The following is an 18753-nucleotide window of genomic DNA, read 5'->3' on the forward strand; positions in this document are numbered from 1 at the left end:
TGGTGGTGTGTCCCGAGATCCAGACCGTGAATGGGCCGTCTGTGTCTACTGCGCCTCGGGTCCGACCCATCCCGCGCTGCTGGAGCTGGCCCGCGCCGTCGGCGCCGGGATCGCGGACAGGGGGTGGACGCTCGTCTCCGGCGGCGGCAACGTCTCGGCGATGGGCGAGGTCGCGAGCGCGGCCCGCAGCCACGGCGGGTACACCGTCGGAGTGATCCCGAAGGCGCTCGTGCACCGGGAGGTCGCCGACACCGAGGCCGACGAACTGGTCGTCACCGACACGATGCGGGAACGCAAACAGGTGATGGAGGACCGCGCCGACGCCTTTCTCGCGCTGCCCGGGGGGATCGGCACCCTCGAAGAGTTCTTCGAAGCCTGGACAGCGGGCTATTTGGGTATGCACACCAAACCGATCGTGATGCTCGACACCACGGGGCACTACGACGGTCTCCTGGCCTGGCTGCGGGGGTTGGTCGGAACCGGATACGTCGCCGAGGACGCGATGCGATCTCTCGTCGTCGTCGACGACGTCGATGCCGCTCTGGCCGCTTGCGCACCCCGGCTAGGGTGACGCACACAACAGCAGCAGCGGAGACAGCGGAGGCACAGTGAGCAAGAAGTCGGGGACCCGCAGCAGCGTCGGTCTGCTCGATATCGCCAAACAGGTACCGGGACTGGTCAGGGACACGCCGACGATCGTGCGCGGTGTGGTCACCGGCTTCGGTGCCCGCCCGACCGCGAAGACGTCCATCGGGAAGGTCTTCCAGGACCGGGCCGCGCAGTACGGCAACAAGGTGTTCCTGAAGTTCGAGGACCGTGAGATCACCTACGCCGAGGCGAACGAGACCGTCAACCGCTACGCCGCGGTGCTGGCCGCCAAGGGGGTCGGCCACGGCGACGTCGTCGGCATCATGATGCGCAACTCCCCGGAACCGGTGCTGCTCATGCTCGCCGCGGTCAAGTGCGGGGCGATCTCGGGGATGCTCAACTACCACCAGCGCGACGAGGTCCTCAAGCACAGCCTCGGGCTGCTGTCGGCCTCGGTCGTGGTCGCCGAGACCGAGTTCGTGGAACCCATCACCGAATCCGGCGCCGACACCGACGGGCTGATCACCCTCGACGAGTTCAAGCAGCTCGCCGAGACGGCGCCGACGAGCAACCCGGCGACCACGTCCGCGGTGCTCGCCAAGGACAAGGCGTTCTACATCTTCACCTCCGGCACCACCGGCATGCCGAAGGCCAGCGTGATGACCCACTACCGCTGGCTGCGCGCACTGGCCGGGTTCGGCGGTCTGGGCATGCGCCTCAACAGCAACGACACGCTGTACTGCTGCCTGCCGCTCTACCACAACAACGCGCTGACGGTGGCGCTGTCGTCGGTGCTGAACTCCGGGGCGACGCTGGCGCTGGGCAAGTCGTTCTCGGCGTCGAAGTTCTGGGACGACGTGATCCGCTACGACGCCACCGCGTTCGTCTACATCGGCGAGATCTGCACCTACCTGCTCAACCAGCCCGAGAAGCCGACCGACCGCAAGCACCGGGTCAGGGTCATCTGCGGCAACGGCCTGCGCCCGGCGATCTGGGACGCGTTCACCGAACGCTTCGGCATCAAGCGGGTCTGCGAGTTCTACGCCGCCAGCGAGGGCAACACCGCGTTCGTCAACGTCCTCAACATCGACAAGACCACCGGGATCTGCCCCAGCCCGATCGCGTTCGTCGAGTACGACGAACACACCGGCGAGCCGGTGCGCGGCGACGACGGCCGGGTGCGCAAGGTCAAGAAGGGTGAGCCCGGCCTGCTGCTGTCGAAGGTCAGCAACTTCCAGCCGTTCGACGGCTACACCGACAAGAAGGAATCGGAGAAGAAGCTGGTGCGCGACGCCTTCAAAGAGGGCGACGTGTGGTTCAACACCGGGGACCTGATGCGGGCCCAGGGGCTCGGGCATGCGGCGTTCACCGACCGGCTCGGCGACACCTTCCGCTGGAAGGGCGAGAACGTGGCCACCACCGAGGTGGAGGCGGCGGTGTCGACCGACCCGCAGGTCGAGGAGGCCACCGTCTTCGGCGTCGAGGTGCCCGACACCGGCGGCCGCGCCGGGATGGTCGCCATCCAGCTCAAAGAGGGCAAGGAGTTCGACGGCAAATCGCTGGCCAAGGCCGCCTTCGACAAACTGCCCGGTTACGCGGTGCCGCTGTTCGTGCGCGTGGTCTCAGAACTGGCTCACACCTCGACGTTCAAGAGCCAGAAGGGGGACCTGCGCAAGGAGGGCTACGGCGGCTCCAGCGGCGAGGGCGACGAGGACGACGTCAAGGTCGAAGACCCGATCTACGTGCTGTCGGGGCGTGAAGAGGGCTACGTCGAGTTCTACGAGGAGTACCTGATCGAGGTCAAGGACGGCAAAAAGCCCAAGTAACGGGCGAATCGGGCGCGCAAAACGACACCGAGCGTCGTCGAGCGCGCCGGATTCGCGGTGAACCGTAGCCTGGGGAGGTGCAGTCGACGTTCCTGGGTAGGCCGGTCGCGGGGGACCGTGCGCTGATCATGGCGATCGTGAACCGCACGCCCGACTCGTTCTACGACCGCGGGGCCACGTTCACCGACGACGCGGCCAAGCAGGCCGCGCACCGCGTCGTCGCCGAGGGCGCCGACATCGTCGACGTCGGCGGGGTCAAGGCCGGGCCCGGGGTCACCGTCGAGGTCGACGAGGAGATCGCGCGGGTGGTGCCGTTCATCGAATGGCTGCGCGAGACGTTCCCCGACCAGCTGATCAGCGTGGACACCTGGCGCGCCGAGGTGGCCAAACAGGCGTGTGCGGCCGGGGCGGACCTGATCAACGACACGTGGGGCGGCGCCGACCCCGACCTGGCGGCCGTGGCCGCCGAGTTCGGCGCAGGCCTGGTGTGTTCGCACACCGGTGGCGCGGTGCCGCGCACCCGGCCGTTCCGGGTCAACTACGGGCTGAGCGAGCGGGGCGTCGTCGACGATGTGCTCGCCGAGGTGACGGCCGCGGCCGAGCGGGCGGTGTCGCTCGGGGTCGCCCGCGACCGCATCCTGATCGATCCGACCCACGATTTCGGCAAGAACACTTACCACGGTCTTAGTTTGTTGCGTCATGTAAAAGAGCTTGTTAACACTGGATGGCCGGTCCTGATGGCGCTGAGTAACAAGGATTTCGTCGGGGAAACTCTGGGTGTGGGACTGACCGAACGCCTCGAGGGCACCCTGGCCGCAACCGCTCTGGCGGCCGCGGAAGGCGCCGCCGTTTTCCGGGTGCACGAGGTGGGTCCCACGCGTCGGGTACTGGAGATGGTTGCGTCAATCCAAGGCGCCCGTCCGCCGAAACACACGGTGAGGGGATTGGCATGACTGTGTTGTCTGACCGCGTCGATGAACTGGCCACCTACGAGGTCGCCGAACACCGCTGGCTGACCGACCGCAGCTGGAGCCGGCCGGACTGGTCGATCGCCGAACTGGTGGCCGCCAAGCGTGGCCGCACGGTGTCGGTCGTGCTTCCCGCCCTGAACGAAGAGGAGACCGTCGCCAGCGTCGTCGAGACCATCACCCCGTTGCTGGGCGGGCTGGTCGACGAGTTGATCGTGCTGGACTCCGGATCCACCGACGACACCGAGATCCGGGCCGTCGCCGCGGGTGCCCGGGTGGTCAGCCGCGAGGTCGCGCTGCCCGAGGTGCCGCCGCAGCCCGGCAAGGGCGAGGTGCTGTGGCGGTCGCTGGCGGCCACCACCGGCGACCTGATCGCGTTCGTCGACTCCGATCTGATCGATCCGGACCCGATGTTCGTGCCCAAGCTGCTCGGTCCGCTGCTGACGACCGAGGGTGTGCACCTGGTCAAGGGCTTCTACCGGCGGCCGCTGAAGGTCAGCGGCAAGGAGGACGCGAACGGCGGCGGCCGCGTCACCGAGCTGGTGGCCCGTCCGCTGCTGGCCTCGCTGCGCCCCGAGTTGATGTGCCTGTACCAGCCGCTGGGCGGCGAATACGCCGGCACCCGCGAACTGTTGACCGCGGTGCCGTTCGCGCCGGGCTACGGCGTCGAGATCGGTCTGCTCATCGACACCTACGACCGGCTGGGTCTGGATGCCATCGCGCAGGTCAACCTCGGCGTGCGCACGCACCGCAACCGGCCGCTGACCGAGCTGGCCTCGATGAGCAGGCAGGTCATCGGCACGCTGCTGTCGCGCTGCGGCGTCCCGGACTCCGGTGTCGGGCTGACCCAGTTCTTCGCCGACGGTGAGGACTACACCCCGCGCACGTCGACGGTGTCCTTGTGCGACCGTCCGCCGATGAACACGCTGCGGCCGCGCTGACCCAACGGGTGGCCGCCCCGCGGTCGTCGGTGCCGTCGGGCACTATCGAGGGGTGACTCTCGTCCTGCTCTACCTCGTCGTACTGGTGCTCGTCGGCATCGTGTTGTTCGCCGTGGGCAGTGTGCTGTTCGGCCGCGGCGAGGTGCTGCCGCCGCTTCCGCAGGGGACCACCGCGACCGTGCTGCCCGCGTCCGGTGTCACCGGGGCCGACGTCGAGGCCGTGAAGTTCACCCAGACCCTGCGTGGCTACAAGGCCAGTGAAGTGGACTGGGTGCTCGACCGGCTCGGCCGCGAGTTGGACATGTTGCGCGGTGAACTCGCCGCGGTGCGCTCGTCCTACGGCCTCGACGCCGAGCCCGGACACGAGGACGCCGACGCGTCGGCCGGGGCGCACGCGCTACCGCCGGAGTACGTGCGGGACGACTCGTGACGGGCATGAAACCGGCGATGGAACCGGACAACCGGATCCGCTGCGGGTGGATCGATCAGTCCCGGCTGTCGGCGGCCGACTTCGTGCTGTATCGCGATTACCACGACACCGAATGGGGCCGTCCGCTGTACGGCTCGCCCGAGCTGTTCGAGCGGGTCAGTTTGGAGGCGTTCCAGAGCGGACTGTCCTGGCTGATCATCCTGCGCAAGCGGGACAACTTCCGGGCGGCGTTCGACGGCTTCGACGTCGAGCGCATCGCGCGCTACGGGGACCGCGATGTCGAACGGCTGATGTCCGAGCCGGGCATCGTGCGCAACCGCGCCAAGATCGAGGCCACCATCGCCAACGCCCGAGTGGTCGCCGACATGTCCGACGCCGGTGAGGATCTCGGGGAGCTGCTGTGGTCGTTCGCACCGGCGGACCGGGCGACGCGGTCTCGACCGGGGAGTCTGGCGGACGTCGCCGCGGTGTCCCCGGAGTCGACGGCCATGGCCAAGGCGCTCAAGAAGCGCGGATTCCGGTTCGTCGGGCCCACGACGGCCTACGCCCTGATGCAGGCCACCGGGATGGTCGACGACCACGTCGCCGACTGCTGGGTGCCGCGCGTGGAGGCGACCGGGGCGGGACGTTCAGCGAATCAAAAGGGCCCGTCAGGGCAGCTATAGCCGGGTCTTCGCACACGACCCGGCCCGGATAGGGAACAATGGAACATGTAGCAGTTCAGAGCCGGGTGCTGTCAGTGCACGCCCAACAGTGCCCAGCTTCCGGCTCACGGACAGACGAGGCCCTGACGGGCACGCCCATTGTGGAGGGAGCACTCGATGGCGGCGATGAAGCCCCGGACTGGAGACGGTCCACTGGAAGCGACCAAGGAGGGGCGAGGCATCGTGATGCGGGTTCCACTGGAAGGCGGAGGCCGACTCGTCGTCGAGCTCACCCCGGAGGAAGCCGCCGCCCTCGGCGATGAGCTCAAAGGCGTAACCAGCTAGCGCCGACTCCTTCAGGCCGAGACCGTGCGATAAATCTGCACGGTCTGTTCGGCGATGCGCGCCCATGAGAAGTGGTCGATGCAGCGCTGCCTGCCCGCCAGTCCGTACCGGCCGGCCCGCTGCGGGTCGGCGACCAGGGCGTTGACGGCCTCGGCGAGGTCACGTTCGAACGTCTCAGTCGCCTCGGCGTCGTAGTGCACCAGGAGCCCGGTCTGCTGGTCGGCGACCACCTCGGGGATGCCGCCGACGTCGGAGGCGACCACCGCCGTCGCGCACGCCATCGCCTCCAGATTCACGATGCCCAGTGGTTCGTACACCGATGGGCACACGAATACCGTTGCCGCGGACAAGATCTCGTCGATCTTCGGCTGAGGGAGCATTTCCCGGACCCAGAACACCCCGGTGCGGCTCTGCGACAGCTGCTGCACCGCCGAGGCGATCTCCTTGGCGATCTCCGGGGTGTCGGGGGCGCCGGCGCACAGCACGAGCTGCACCGCGGGGTCGAAGTGGTGCGCTGCCGCCACCAGGTGGGCGACGCCTTTCTGCCGCGTGATCCGGCCGACGAACGCGACGATCGGACGGGACAGGTCCACACCGAGTTCGGTCAGCACCGACCCGTCGCCGCCGGCTTGGACCGGACGCCACTTGTCGGTGTCGATCCCGTTGAGTACGACATGCACCTTGTCGGGGTCCAGCGCCGGATACGTGCGCAGCACGTCCTCGCGCATCCCGGCGCTGACGGCGATGACGGCGTCGGCAGCCTCCACCGCGGTCTTCTCCACCCACGACGAGATCCGGTAACCGCCGCCGAGCTGCTCGGCCTTCCACGGCCGCATCGGTTCCAGCGAGTGTGCTGTCAGCACGTGCGGCACCCCGTAGAGCAGTGCCGACAGATGCCCCGCCATCCCGGCGTACCAGGTGTGCGAGTGCACCACGGTGGCCTGGGCGGCGGAGTTGACCATGGACAGGTCGGCCGACAGCGTCGCCAGCGCCGGGTTCGCGCCGACCAGCGCCGGGTCGGGCTGGGCCACCGTCGCGCCGGGGCGCGGTGCCCCCATGCAGTGCACGTCGACCTCGCACAGCCGCCGAAGCTGCGCGACGAGCTCGGTGACATGGACGCCGGCGCCGCCGTAGACCTCCGGTGGATACTCCCGCGTCATCATCGCCACCCGCATGCTCCTGACCGTATCCAACTTCTCGAGGCGCTGCGCCGCATCCCCAATTGTCTTGACGGACAGCCCGAAAACCCGTCGTCAGCGGCGTAGGGCGGGCCCGGGACGCGCGAGTTGCCGACGAATGGCTAGCCGCCGTCCCGGCGTGCGGATAGGTTGGAAACATGAGGGAAGCGCCACATGTGCTGGGCATCGTCCTGGCGGGCGGGGAGGGTAAGCGGCTCTACCCGCTGACGGCCGACCGGGCGAAGCCCGCGGTGCCCTTCGGTGGCGGTTACCGCCTGATCGATTTCGTGCTCTCGAATCTCGTCAACGCCCGATTCCTGCGGATCTGCGTTTTGACGCAGTACAAGTCGCATTCGCTGGACCGCCACATCTCGCAGAACTGGCGGCTGTCCGGGCTCGCGGGGGAGTACATCACCCCGGTGCCGGCCCAGCAGCGCCTCGGCCCGCGCTGGTACACCGGGTCGGCGGACGCGATCTACCAGTCGATGAACCTGATCTACGACGAGGATCCCGACTACATCGTGATCTTCGGCGCCGATCACGTGTACCGCATGGACCCCGAGCAGATGGTCCAGCAACACATCGAGAGCGGCGCGGGTGCGACCGTCGCCGGAATCCGGGTGCCACGCTCGGAGGCCACCGCGTTCGGCTGCATCGACGCCGACGACTCGGGACGGATCAGGGGATGGGTGGAGAAACCGGCCGACCCGCCGGGCACGCCCGACGACCCGGACATGACGTTCGCCTCGATGGGCAACTACGTCTTCACCACCAAGGTGCTGATCGACTCGATCCGCGCGGACGCCGAGGACGACGATTCCGACCACGACATGGGCGGCAACATCATTCCCCGCCTGGTGGCCGACGGAATGGCTTCGGTCTACGACTTCAGCAACAACGAGGTGCCCGGTGCCACCGAACGCGACCACGGCTACTGGCGTGACGTCGGCACGCTGGACGCGTTCTACGACGCGCACATGGACCTGGTGTCGGTGCACCCGATCTTCAACTTGTACAACAAACGCTGGCCGATCCGCGGCGGCGCCGAGAACCTGGCCCCGGCGAAGTTCGTCAACGGCGGGTCCGCCCAGGAATCGGTGGTCGGCGCGGGCAGCATCATTTCGGCTGCGTCCGTTCGCAATTCGGTGTTGTCCTCCAACGTCGTGATCGACGACGGCGCCATCGTCGAGGGCAGCGTGATCATGCCGGGCGTGCGCATCGGCCGCGGCGCGGTGGTGCGGCACGCGATCCTGGACAAGAACGTCGTCGTCGGCCCGGGCGAGATGGTCGGGGTGGACCTGGACAAGGACCGGGAACGGTTCACCGTCAGCGCCGGCGGCGTGGTGGCCGTCGGCAAGGGTGTGTGGATCTAACCCACCGGCACCCGGCGGGGGCGGTCCGAGCGCGGCCACACGTAGGGCAGGTCGGCGGGGACATCCGGGAACCAGCTCCGGTAATGGTCGGGGTCCTTGCGCACCAGCGAGGATCGGTGGCTGAGATGAAACGCCGGGTCGCCGAGCCACGGGGGTAGCTCACCCGCGGCGGCCAGCTCGTCCTGGGATCTGATGTCCGCGAGACCGGTGCCCGCCGCGAGGTCGGACCGCAGCGTCGCCGCGCAGGTGTCGTCCCGGCCCTGGGCGCACCACACCGCGCACACGTCGAGTCCGTATCGCACCAGGGCCTCTTCATAGCCGGCCCACATCGCCGCGGCGGGGTGATGGCGCCATCCGTAACCGGCAACGGTGAGCGCGCGCAGCACCTGGATGGTCTCCACCCGCTGCTTGCCGAGCCGCCGGGTGTCGAGCACCTCCGCGGACGCGGTGAACCCGGCGCACGGCAGGAACGTCTGCATCCCGCCGGGGTACCCGCTGCCCGCACGAGCATGGGTCTGTGTCTGTGGATGGGTCAGCGTCCGGGCGAGGCCCGGCGTGCGGTACGGCGCCTGCGGACCAACCGGACCGCGACCCACGCCAAGGCGAGCACCGCGACCAGGACGAGTATCGGCACCAAGATCGCGACGAAAACCAGCGCGAGGCTGGCGATGTCCTCGGCGGTGCTGAGCATCGGTGCGGCCATTCCGGCCGTCGCGACGTTGGCGGCCGGGCGCACCGTGGACTTGGTCAACGACACCACCAGTGCGATCGCGATGCCGATCGCCACCGGGATCCACTGCCCGGACTGTGCGAAGGCGGCGGGGTCGGTGACGACCGCGGTCTGCGCGGACGTGCCAGACCCGAAGACGATGCCGCCCGCGGCCGGCCGCACGAACGTCTGCACCGCGTCGTTGAGGCTGTCGAGCGCGGGCACCTTGTCGGCGACGACCTCGACGACCAGCAGCACGGCCACGATCACCATGACCCAGCCGTTCGTCAGCCACTCCCACCCGGCAGGCAGGTTCACCAGGCCGGTGAACCGGGCCAGTAGCCCGAGCGCGAGCAGCGGGATGTAGGCGTTCAGCCCGGCCGCCGTCGCCAGGCCGAACCCGGTGAGCAGCTCCATGCGAATCAGTATGCGGCGAGCGCGCTCACCACACCCCGGGGATCAACCGGGCCCGCACCTGCCGGGTGTACTCGCGGTAACCGGGAAGTTCCTCCGTCAGCATCTTCTCCTCGTCGAGAATGCGGGCGACCATCAGCGGGGCCGCCGCGGCGACGCCGGCCAGGCCCCACAGCGAGTCCAGCGCCGGCGGTGTCGCGAACATCATCAACGCGGCCCCGGAGTACATCGGATGGCGGACCACCCCATACAGGCCGGTGGAGACGAGGGTCTGCCCAGGTTCGACGGTGATGCTGGCCCCGGCGAAGTTGTTCTGCACGATGACCAACTGGGTGATCCCGAGACCGACGCCGACGAGCAGGTTTGCCAGCAGCGTGAGCCATGTCGGCACGTGTGACCACCCGAACCGATGGTCCAGCGCGCACAGCACGAAGGTCGCCAGCACCAGGACCATCACCGCGGTGATGACGAGACGCTGGACCGGCCGGGTCTCGGCCGTCGGGCCGGCCTTCATCCGCCGGGCCAGTACCTCGGGGTGGCGGACAGCCAGGTACACCGACGGGGTGAGCGTCGTGACGAGGAAGACCGCGGTGAACACCCAGGCCTGCCAGTAGTCGAGCGTGCCTGCGGGCCAGAACAGTACGGCGGCGAAGACGACGAGTCCGATCAGCGTGGATGCCAGTGCCTGCAGCTTGATCTTCATACCGCGTCCCTGCTCCGGTAGATCCCCACCGCCAGCGCGGTGAAAAGCGTTGCCGCGAGCACCATCACGGCCATGGCCGGCACCGGGACCTCGGCCGGCGCGGTCGTCTGCCCGACCGGCGAGAGGTCCAGCACCCAGTCCGGTAGCCGCAGAAGGGCGCCGAGATACAGCGAGGCGACCACGAAGGTCACCGCCAGCCAGCCGATCCAACTGCGCCGCACCGCGACCGCGACCGCCGCGACGCCGGCGAGAACCGCCAGCGCCGGCACGAACGCCAGACCGGCCAGCGTCAGCCGCACGACCAGGCCTGGCTCGTGGACGGTGACCGCGGCGCCCACGCCGTTACCGAGCCCGGCCGCGAGCATGAGCACCGCGGCGCCCGCCGTCGCCGCCGCGACGGCGGTGACCAGCCAGCGCCACCTCGGCACCGATCCGGCCAGCACCGCCTCGCCGAGTCCGGACTCCTCGTCGCGGTAGACCCGCAGCACCGCCGAGACCACGTATGCGCCCGCCGCAGCGGCCAGGAACTGCGACATCGTGGTGTACACCCCGTCACGTCCCTGCGCCGAGAGGATCTGGGCGATGAGCTCGTTGCCCTCGGCCGCGTCGAGCAACGACTTCGTCATCGACCCGAACGCCAGCCCGGCAATGAACAGCCCTGCGGCCCATCCGAGCAACTGCCCCCGTTGCAGCAGTAGCTGCAGTCCGAACACCCCGCGCACCGGTGCGGCGCCGGGATGTTCGCCGCTCGACGACACGGTCGCGTCGTCGAACTCACGGCGGGCCTCGAGCGCGGCGGCCAGCGCGACCAGCGCCGGTGTCACGGCTGCGAGCAGCGCCAGGGGCCACCACCGCAGGTCGACGAACGCGCGCATCTGCTGTGCCCACGCGATCGGGGAGAACCAGCTCAGCGTGCTTCCCGAGTTGTCGATGACGTCGCCGATCCCGCGAACCAACGCGGAAACGGCGAGCACCGCCATCGCCGCGCCGGTCGCCGCCCTGGCCGTACGCCACAGTTGGGCAGTCACCGCGGACACGGCGGCGAAGACCGTCGCCACCGCGGTGACACCGATACACATTGCGGCCGAGTCGGCGACAGCGAAACCCGCCGCGACTGTCGCCGCCGTCATCGTCACCGCCAGAACGATGTTCACACCGCAGGCGACGGCCAGTGCCGCCGTGGTCCTGGCGTGGCGGCCGACGGCCGATGACAGCACCAGTTCGGCGACCCCGCTCTCCTCCTCGGCGCGGGTGTGCCGGACCACGGTGAGAATGGCCAGGATCGACGTCGCGACGATCAACGTGAGCATCAGCTCGTTGGCGATCATCGCGCCGAGATCGGTCTCGTTGGCCCCGAACATCGGGCCGCCCATCATGATGCCCGCCGGTGTCCTGAGCAGGTTGACTCGCGCAAGGCGTTGCGCCTCTTCGGGATACGCGAGCTCGAGCGCGTTAGGGGTGTACACCAGGAGCAGCGTCAGCGTCGCGATCCACACCGAGAGCCGGACCCGGTCCCGCCGCAGCGCGAGCCCGACCAGCCGCGTGGTGCCGGTCCACGCCTCGCCGCGCAGGGATGGAGCGGTCATCACGGTGCCGCCGCGTGGTACTCCTGCAGGAACATGTCCTCCAGGGAGGCGGGGGAGACGGTCAGGTCGTCGATGCCGAGCGCGGTCAGATCGGTCATCGCCCGGCCCAGATCGTCACGGTCGACCGAGAATCGAAGTTGCCCGTCCTCGGTGCGCAGATCGTGCACATACGGCGCGTGAGCGAGCGAGCCGCCGTCGTCGCGCGTCCGGGCGACGACGGTGGTGCGCATCAGATGGCGCATCTCGGCCAGCGCCCCGGACCGGACCGTGCGGCCCGCCCGCACGATCGTCACGGCGTCGCAGAGCTTTTCGACCTCGGCGAGGATGTGGCTCGACAGCAGGACCGCGGCGCCGCGGTCGGCGACCTCGCGGACGCATTGCTGGAACACCTTCTCCATCAACGGATCCAGTCCCGATGTCGGCTCGTCGAGGACGAACAGCTCGCTGCGGGTACTGAACGCGGCGACGATCGCGACCTTCTGCCGATTGCCCTTGGAGTAGGTGCGCGCCTTCTTGTGCGGGTCGAGTTCGAAACGCTCGATCAGCGCATCGCGGCGCTTGGCATCGACGCTGCCGTCCCCGCGCAGCGAGGCCAGGAAGTCGATGGCCTGCATCCCGGTCAGATTCGGCCACAGCGTGACATCGCCGGGCACGTAGGCGATCCTGCGGTGCAGACCGACCGCGTCGCGCCACGGGTCGCCGCCGAGAAGTCGTACGGTGCCGCCGTCGGCGCGCAGCAGCCCCAACAACACCCGGATGGTCGTCGACTTCCCCGCGCCGTTGGGTCCGAGGAACCCGGTGACGTCGCCGGGGGCGACAGTGAGGTCGAGACCGTCGAGCGCCGTGGTGCGCCCGAACGACTTTCGCAGTCCGGCGATCTCGACCGCAGGCGTGATATCAGCCATTGTCCGCTCCGGGTGTCGCGGTGAACGGAACCCCTCGCGCGCGTTGCGCGGCGAACGCGTCGTACATCGTCGAGTCCGCCATCAATCCCTGGGTGTAGAGCTCGAGCGCGGGCAGGATCATCTGCTCGGCGTAGTCGTGGAGCACGACCTTCAGGTCTGTGCTCTCGTGCAGCTGCAGATAGAGCAGGAAACCGCCGCCCCCGGCCAGCGCGAGGAAGCGAGCCCTCGCCTTCGGATCCGCACTCGGCTTGATCGTGCCGGCCCGCACGCCCTCCTCGATGTACAGCTCGGTGTTCTCGATCATCGTGCGCCACAGCATCTTCGACAGCTCTCCGCCGTTCTGCATGCTGCGTACCAGGTACGCCATAATCGGCGCGTACTCCTCGATCTCGGCCATCGCCGCGAACCACGTCGCGGGGTCCGAGCTCGTGATCGACTCCTGTTTGCTCGCCAGCACGGTTTCGGCGATGAAGTTGTCGCACGCCTTGCGCAACCCCTCCTTGGAGCCGAAGTGGTGGATCACCAGCCCGGGGCTGACGTCCGCGGCGGCGGCGATCGCGCGCACGCTGACCGAGAAGCCGTCGCGGCCGAACAGCTCTATCGCAGCGTCGCGGATCCGCGCCGTGGCGGTCAGATCATCGGCTGAACGCATGTTCAGTACGTTAAACGTGCGTTCAGTGCGGCGTCAAGGATGTGCCGCGAGCAGACGCATACTCCGGCGTGTCGTGTGGGACTCGCCGGAGTATGCGTCTGCTCGCGCAGGGAAAGGTCAGTCGCGCGCGGCGGCCAGCAGACCGTCGCCGAGCGGGATCAGCACCGGCGTGAGCCGCTCGTCCTCGGCGATCAGGCGCGCGGCCTCGCGTACCGCGGCCACCTCGTTGTCCTTCGCCGACGCATCGCCTGCGCGTCCGCCGAGGGCCGCCCGGTGCACGACGATCGCACCGCCCGGACGCAGCAGTCGGACCCCTTCGACGACGAACTGGGGCTGATCGGCGGGCTCGGCGTCGATGAAGACCAGGTCGTAGGACTCGTCGGCGAGTCGGGTCAGCACTTCCTGGGCCCGTCCGCTGATCAGCCGGGTCCGGCCGGGACCGACGCCGGCCTCGGTGAACGCCTGCTTGGCGATGCGCTGGTGTTCGGGTTCGACGTCGATCGTGGTCAGCACGCCGTCCTCGCGCATGCCCGAGAGCAGCCACAGGCCGCTGACCCCGGCGCCGGTGCCGACCTCGACCACGGCACGCGCCCGGGTCAGCTTGGCCAGCACGCACAGCAAGGCGCCGACCGCGGGGGTCACCGCGCCTGCGCCGATGTCGACCGCACGCTCCCGGGCGGCCGCGACGATGGAGTCCTCGGAGATCGAGTGTTCGGCGTGGTTGACGATCGCTTCGGCCTGACGTGCCCGCGCGGAGGGTTCGCCGGAGTTCGCTCCAGGCTCGTCGGTGTTGGCCATGCCCGCAGCGTAGAACCAACGCCGTCGCCCGCCGCACCGACACGCCCGCGTGCGCGACCAGAGTCACACCTGTTTCCGCTGCTAGAAAAAGGGGTAGCGGTCTTTCTCAGGAAAAGTTCAGTTTGCTCATATGCCTGGCACACGGGCGCGGGAAATGGTGATCGCATGACACACGGCGCATCCAGCGCACGTATCGACTCCGTGCAGCCGGGGAACAACCGGGCGACGCCTCGCGTTTCCGATCTTGAAGGGTCGCCGACCGGCGGCCGACTGAATGAGCGCCACTTCGATCTGGAGGATGCGACGACCATCATCAACGGCCCCGTGTCCACTGCGCCGGCGAGCGCGCCGGCTCCGGCTCCTGTTTCTCCGGCTCCTGTCTCGATGGCCCATCTCGAGCAGTTCACCGAAGCCGAATGGGTCGAACCATCCGAGGAGTTGACCGGCACCGCGGTATTCGACGCGACCGGGGACAAGGCCGCGATGCCGAGCTGGGACGAACTCGTCCGTCAGCACGCCGACCGGGTGTACCGCCTGGCCTACCGGCTGTCCGGTAATCAGCACGACGCCGAGGACCTGACCCAGGAGACGTTCATCCGGGTGTTCCGCTCGGTGCAGAACTACCAGCCGGGCACTTTCGAAGGCTGGCTGCACCGCATCACGACCAACCTGTTCCTGGACATGGTGCGCCGTCGCGGGCGCATCCGGATGGAAGCGCTGCCCGAGGACTACGACCGGGTGCCGGCCGACGAGCCGAACCCGGAGCAGATCTACCACGACTCCCGGCTCGGGGCCGATCTGCAGGCGGCGCTCGATTCGCTCGCGCCCGAGTTCCGCGCCGCGGTGGTGCTGTGCGACATCGAAGGCCTGTCCTACGAGGAGATCGGCGCGACGCTCGGCGTGAAGCTCGGTACGGTGCGCAGCCGCATCCACCGCGGCCGCCAGGCGATCCGCGAGTACCTGTCCCGTCACGCCGACGCCGGCGCCGGGGACATGGTCACATCTGCATGACGTTCCCGCGCTTGAGTCGGGCGTGTCGCGCTACATTCGAAGGAGCGCGTTGACAACGGACGGACTGGAGAGGAGCTGGGTCGTGTTCGATCCCGGGCATGCCTTCCGCCGGGCGTTCTCCTGGCTGCCCTCCCAGTTCGCCTCCCAGAGTGAGGACCCCGTCGGTCCGCGGCAGTTCGGTTCCACCGAGCATCTGTCCACCGAGGCGATCGCCGCGTTTGCCGACGGCGAGCTGCGGATGGCCGCGCATCTGCGCGCCGCGCATCACATGTCGTTGTGCCAGGAGTGCGCGATGGAGGTCGACGCGCAACGGCAGGCGAGGGAAGCGTTGCGGGATTCCTGCCCGGTCTCGATGCCCAGCTCTTTGCTGGGCCTGTTATCGCAGATCCCGGACCGCGCACCGGCCGACGCACCGGAGTCGGCCGACACCCCGCAGTTAGCTGACAGCCCTCAGCGTCTTCGCCGCAAGCGCCGGTAGGGTGGACACGGAGCCGACCGCCGGCGACTGTCGGCGATTGCCGGCATCGATTCCGACACCAGGCACAGGCGAGGGAAGGGCGATGAACGGGTGAGCAATCTGGACGAGACCGGTCGGGAGCGTCTTGAGCCGCGCCCCGTGTCGCGCCCTCCCGTCGACCCGGCGGCGCAGCGCGCGTTCGGCCGTCCGGCCGGCGTGAGTGGTTCGTTCCTCGGCGCCGAGAAGCACATCGACCAGGGCGAATACACCCCCAAGGATCAGGCCCCCGACCCGGTGCTCGCGGAGGCGTTCGGCCGTCCGCACGCGGGCGTGGACTCGCTGCAGCGGCACCCTACCGACGCCGGCGCACTGGAGGCCGAGCGCGAGGGTGACGACGAGGACGTCGACGATCCGTGGCGCAATCCCGGCGCACCGGCCGCCCTCGGCACCCCTGCGCTGCCCGCGGCGGCTCCGACCCAGGTCAACGCACCGGTCGGCAAGCTCGGTGTGCGGGACGTGCTGTTCGGCGGCAAGGTGTCCACGATCGCGCTGATGGTGCTCGGTCTGATCGCGCTGCTGATCGGCGTCGCCGGGGGCTGGGTCGGCCGCACCACCGCCGAGGTGGTGTCGGCGTTCACCACCTCGAAGGTCACGCTGGAGACCGGCGGGGGCGACGACAACGGTGAACCGCGTGGCCAGTTCGCCAAAGTGGCCGCCGCGGTGGCTGACTCCGTGGTCACCATCGAGGCCAGCAGCGACCGCGAGGGATCGCAGGGCTCCGGCGTCGTGATCGACGGCCGCGGCTACATCGTCACCAACAACCACGTCATCTCCGAGGCGGCCACCAACCCGAGCGACTTCAAGATGTCGGTGGTGTTCAACGACGGCAAAGAGGTGCCCGCGAACCTGGTCGGCCGGGACCCGAAGACCGACCTGGCGGTCCTGAAGGTCGACAACGTCGACAACCTGACCGTCGCCCGGATGGGTGACTCGGAGAAGCTGCAGGTGGGCGAGGAAGTCATCGCCGCCGGCGCGCCGCTGGGGCTGCGCAGCACCGTCACCCACGGCATCATCAGCGCGCTGCACCGGCCCGTCCCGCTGTCCGGTGACGGCTCCGACACCGACACCGTGATCGACGGTGTGCAGACCGACGCGTCGATCAACCACGGCAACTCCGGCGGTCCGCTGATCAACATGGACGCCGAGGTCATCGGCATCAACACCGCGGGCAAGTCGCTGTCGGACAGCGCCAGTGGCCTGGGCTTCGCGATCCCGGTGAACGAGGTCAAGCAGGTCGTCGAGACGCTGATCCGCAACGGCAAGATCGCGCATCCGACGCTGGGCCTGACCGCCCGTTCGGTCAGCAACGACGTCGCCAAGGGTGCGCAGATCGCCGATGTGAAGCCGGGCAGTCCGGCAGAGCAGGCCGGACTGCTGGAGAACGACGTCGTCGTCAAGGTCGGGGACCGCGAGGTCGCCGACGCCGACGAGATGATCGTCGCGGTGCGTCAGCTCAAGATCGGTGTGCCCGCCCCCGTCGAGGTGGTCCGCGACGGCCGGACCGTGACGCTGACGGTGACACCCAACGGCGACGACAGCGCTTCATAGCCGATGTTCGCGAACGTCGGTTGGGGCGAGATGCTCATCCTCGTCATCGCCGGGCTGGTGATCCTCGGACCGGAACGGCTGCCCGGGGCGATCCGGTGGACCTCCGGTGCGGTGCGCCAGGTGCGCGACTACGTCTCCGGGGCGACCAGCCAACTGCGCGAGGATCTCGGCCCGGAGTTCGACGACCTGCGTGAGCCGCTGTCGGAACTGCAGAAGTTGCGGGGCATGACCCCGCGTGCGGCGCTGACCAAGCATCTGCTCGACGGCGACGACTCGATATTCACCGGCAAGTTCGACGCCAAGAACCCGGGCTCGGGTACACCGCAGAATCCGCCGGCCAAACCGCAGTCCGGGCCGGGACCGGCTGCGGCGGCACCTCCTGCGGCCGAGCCGACCGCGACCCCGTTCGACACCGACGCGACCTGACGGCGCGCCGGGGACGGTCAGCGACCGGCCGGATCCAGGCCCAGTGACATCCCCGCCAGGCCGCGCTTGCGGCTCGACAGCGTATCGGCGATCTTGCGAAGTTCCCTGCCCGCCAAGGAATCCGGGGCGCTGAGCACCAACGGCACCCCCGAGTCGCCCGCGGCCACCAGCTCCGGGTCCAGCGGGACCTGACCGAGCAGCGGCACGTCGGCGCCGACAGCCCGCGACAGGCTCTCGGCGACCTGGCGTCCGCCGCCCTCGCCGAACATCTTCAAGGTGGGGCTGTCGACCATGTTCTCGACGACGCCCGCGATGCGCTGGCGGGTCTGGATCGCGATCGCCCCGGCCCGTTCGGCAACCTCGGCGGCCGCCAGCTGCGGGGTGGTGACGACGAGGATCTCCGCGCCGGGGATGAGCTGCGCCACCGAGATCGCGATGTCGCCGGTGCCGGGCGGCAGATCCAGCAGCAGCACGTCGAGGTCGCCCCAGTACACGTCGGCGAGGAACTGCTGCAGCGCGCGGTGCAGCATCGGTCCGCGCCACACCACCGGGGTGTTGCCCTGGGTGAACATCGCGATCGAGATCACCCGCACGTCGTGGGAGACGGGCGGCAGGATCATCGAGTCGACCTGGGTGGGCCGGTCCTGGGTGCCCATCATCCGGGGCACGGAGTGGCCGTAGATGTCGGCGTCGAGCAGCCCGACGGACAGCCCTCGCGCGGCCATCGCCGCGGCGAGATTGACCGTGACGCTGGACTTGCCGACGCCGCCCTTGCCGGATGCGACCGCGTACACCCGCGTCAGCGATCCGGGCTGCGCGAACGGGATGACCGGCTCGCGCGAGTCGCCACGCAGCAGCTTGCGCAACTCGGCGCGCTGCTCGTCGTTCATCACGTCGAGGGTGACCTTGACCGCGCCGGTGCCCGGGACGTCCTGCACCGCCCGCGTGACGCGGTCGGTGATCTCGGTCTTCTTCGGGCAGGCCGAGGTGGTCAGATACACCTCGACGTGGACCGAGGCGTCGGATTCGACGGTGACGCTTTTGACCATGCCGACTTCGGTGATCGGCCGACGCAACTCGGGGTCGATCACCTTGGTCAGGGCGGCACGTACCGCCGCTTCCAGGTCGTGCGGAGTAGAGGACATCACCGGCGAGTCTAGGCGTCGGCGCGCCGTGGTCACGAATTCGGGC

21 protein-coding genes are annotated in these 18753 nt (G+C 69.0%); 12 read left to right on the forward strand and 9 right to left on the reverse strand.

The window, feature by feature from the left end; translation table 11 throughout:
- Positions 1-7: 7 nt before the first annotated feature.
- The 7 genes from log to NTM_RS14185 all read left to right on the forward strand — a co-directional run bounded on the left by log (position 8) and on the right by NTM_RS14185 (position 5742).
- Positions 8-571, forward strand: coding sequence for a cytokinin riboside 5'-monophosphate phosphoribohydrolase (log, locus tag NTM_RS14155; protein ID WP_083146385.1), 564 nt, complete (start codon positions 8-10; stop codon positions 569-571).
- 37 nt (positions 572-608) lie between these two features.
- The gene (gene fadD6 / locus NTM_RS14160; protein ID WP_104865097.1) at positions 609-2414 is read left to right on the forward strand and encodes a long-chain-acyl-CoA synthetase FadD6; all 1806 of its coding nucleotides are present in this window, start codon (positions 609-611) and stop codon (positions 2412-2414) included.
- 77 nt (positions 2415-2491) lie between these two features.
- Positions 2492-3367 carry a dihydropteroate synthase gene (gene folP / locus NTM_RS14165; RefSeq protein WP_104865096.1) on the forward strand — a complete coding sequence of 292 codons (876 nt, stop codon included), beginning with the start codon at positions 2492-2494 and terminating at the stop codon, positions 3365-3367.
- On the forward strand, positions 3364-4323 hold the full coding sequence (locus tag NTM_RS14170; protein WP_083146388.1) for a glucosyl-3-phosphoglycerate synthase: 960 nt from the start codon (positions 3364-3366) through the stop codon (positions 4321-4323). Before folP ends, NTM_RS14170 begins: the two co-directional genes overlap by 4 nt.
- Positions 4324-4375: 52 nt before the next feature.
- Positions 4376-4753, forward strand: coding sequence for a DivIVA domain-containing protein (locus tag NTM_RS14175; RefSeq protein ID WP_163766655.1), 378 nt, complete (start codon positions 4376-4378; stop codon positions 4751-4753).
- 5 nt (positions 4754-4758) lie between these two features.
- Positions 4759-5418: a DNA-3-methyladenine glycosylase I gene (locus tag NTM_RS14180; RefSeq protein WP_232079929.1), complete on the forward strand. Its 660-nt coding sequence runs from the start codon at positions 4759-4761 to the stop codon at positions 5416-5418.
- Positions 5419-5574: 156 nt separating this feature from the next.
- Positions 5575-5742 (forward strand): DUF3117 domain-containing protein, encoded by a 168-nt coding sequence (locus tag NTM_RS14185; RefSeq protein ID WP_003931055.1) that lies wholly within the window; start codon positions 5575-5577, stop codon positions 5740-5742.
- Positions 5743-5753: 11 nt separating this feature from the next.
- Here NTM_RS14185 and glgA read toward each other — a convergent pair whose 3' ends face one another.
- On the reverse strand, positions 5754-6917 hold the full coding sequence (glgA, locus tag NTM_RS14190; RefSeq protein WP_179963935.1) for a glycogen synthase: 1164 nt from the start codon (positions 6915-6917) through the stop codon (positions 5754-5756).
- Positions 6918-7078: 161 nt separating this feature from the next.
- On the opposite strand from glgA, the gene glgC reads away from it, so the two are divergent.
- The gene (glgC, locus tag NTM_RS14195; RefSeq protein ID WP_104865093.1) at positions 7079-8293 is read left to right on the forward strand and encodes a glucose-1-phosphate adenylyltransferase; all 1215 of its coding nucleotides are present in this window, start codon (positions 7079-7081) and stop codon (positions 8291-8293) included.
- Here glgC and NTM_RS14200 read toward each other — a convergent pair.
- The 7 genes from NTM_RS14200 to NTM_RS14230 all read right to left on the reverse strand — a co-directional run bounded on the left by NTM_RS14200 (position 8290) and on the right by NTM_RS14230 (position 14060).
- Complete coding sequence (locus NTM_RS14200) at positions 8290-8772, reverse strand: MSMEG_6728 family protein (RefSeq protein WP_104865092.1); 483 nt, start codon at positions 8770-8772, stop codon at positions 8290-8292. The two genes, glgC and NTM_RS14200, sit on opposite strands and share 4 nt — an antisense overlap.
- Before the next feature lie 53 nt (positions 8773-8825).
- Positions 8826-9419, reverse strand: a complete 594-nt coding sequence (locus NTM_RS14205; protein ID WP_163766656.1) for a DUF4126 domain-containing protein — start codon at positions 9417-9419, stop codon at positions 8826-8828.
- A gap of 25 nt (positions 9420-9444) precedes the next feature.
- On the reverse strand, positions 9445-10119 hold the full coding sequence (locus tag NTM_RS14210; RefSeq protein ID WP_104865090.1) for a methyltransferase family protein: 675 nt from the start codon (positions 10117-10119) through the stop codon (positions 9445-9447).
- On the reverse strand, positions 10116-11705 hold the full coding sequence (locus NTM_RS14215; RefSeq protein ID WP_163766657.1) for an ABC transporter permease: 1590 nt from the start codon (positions 11703-11705) through the stop codon (positions 10116-10118). Before NTM_RS14215 ends, NTM_RS14210 begins: the two co-directional genes overlap by 4 nt.
- Positions 11705-12610: an ABC transporter ATP-binding protein gene (locus NTM_RS14220; RefSeq protein ID WP_163766658.1), complete on the reverse strand. Its 906-nt coding sequence runs from the start codon at positions 12608-12610 to the stop codon at positions 11705-11707. Before NTM_RS14220 ends, NTM_RS14215 begins: the two co-directional genes overlap by 1 nt.
- A complete protein-coding gene (locus tag NTM_RS14225) occupies positions 12603-13262 on the reverse strand; it encodes a TetR/AcrR family transcriptional regulator (protein ID WP_163766659.1) in 660 nt (219 codons plus the stop codon). Before NTM_RS14225 ends, NTM_RS14220 begins: the two co-directional genes overlap by 8 nt.
- A gap of 117 nt (positions 13263-13379) precedes the next feature.
- Entirely contained in the window at positions 13380-14060 is a 681-nt protein-coding gene (locus NTM_RS14230) for an O-methyltransferase (protein ID WP_104865086.1), read from the reverse strand.
- Positions 14061-14225: 165 nt separating this feature from the next.
- On the opposite strand from NTM_RS14230, the gene sigE reads away from it, so the two are divergent.
- From sigE to tatB, 4 genes are all read left to right on the forward strand, one after another.
- Entirely contained in the window at positions 14226-15071 is an 846-nt protein-coding gene (gene sigE / locus NTM_RS14235) for an RNA polymerase sigma factor SigE (RefSeq protein ID WP_163766660.1), read from the forward strand.
- A gap of 82 nt (positions 15072-15153) precedes the next feature.
- Complete coding sequence (gene rseA / locus NTM_RS14240; protein WP_163769489.1) at positions 15154-15549, forward strand: anti-sigma E factor RseA; 396 nt, start codon at positions 15154-15156, stop codon at positions 15547-15549.
- Between the two features lie 90 nt (positions 15550-15639).
- Positions 15640-17136 carry a serine protease HtrA gene (gene htrA / locus NTM_RS14245; RefSeq protein WP_163766661.1) on the forward strand — a complete coding sequence of 499 codons (1497 nt, stop codon included), beginning with the start codon at positions 15640-15642 and terminating at the stop codon, positions 17134-17136.
- 3 nt (positions 17137-17139) lie between these two features.
- A complete protein-coding gene (gene tatB, locus NTM_RS14250; protein ID WP_163766662.1) occupies positions 17140-17562 on the forward strand; it encodes a Sec-independent protein translocase protein TatB in 423 nt (140 codons plus the stop codon).
- A 17-nt stretch (positions 17563-17579) separates the two neighbouring features.
- Here the strand turns inward: tatB and NTM_RS14255 are convergent, their stop codons facing one another.
- Positions 17580-18707: an Mrp/NBP35 family ATP-binding protein gene (locus NTM_RS14255; RefSeq protein WP_163766663.1), complete on the reverse strand. Its 1128-nt coding sequence runs from the start codon at positions 18705-18707 to the stop codon at positions 17580-17582.
- Positions 18708-18753 lie beyond the last annotated feature (46 nt).

It is taken from the genome of Mycolicibacterium parafortuitum, assembly GCF_010725485.1.
Classification (GTDB): Bacteria; Actinomycetota; Actinomycetes; order Mycobacteriales; family Mycobacteriaceae; genus Mycobacterium.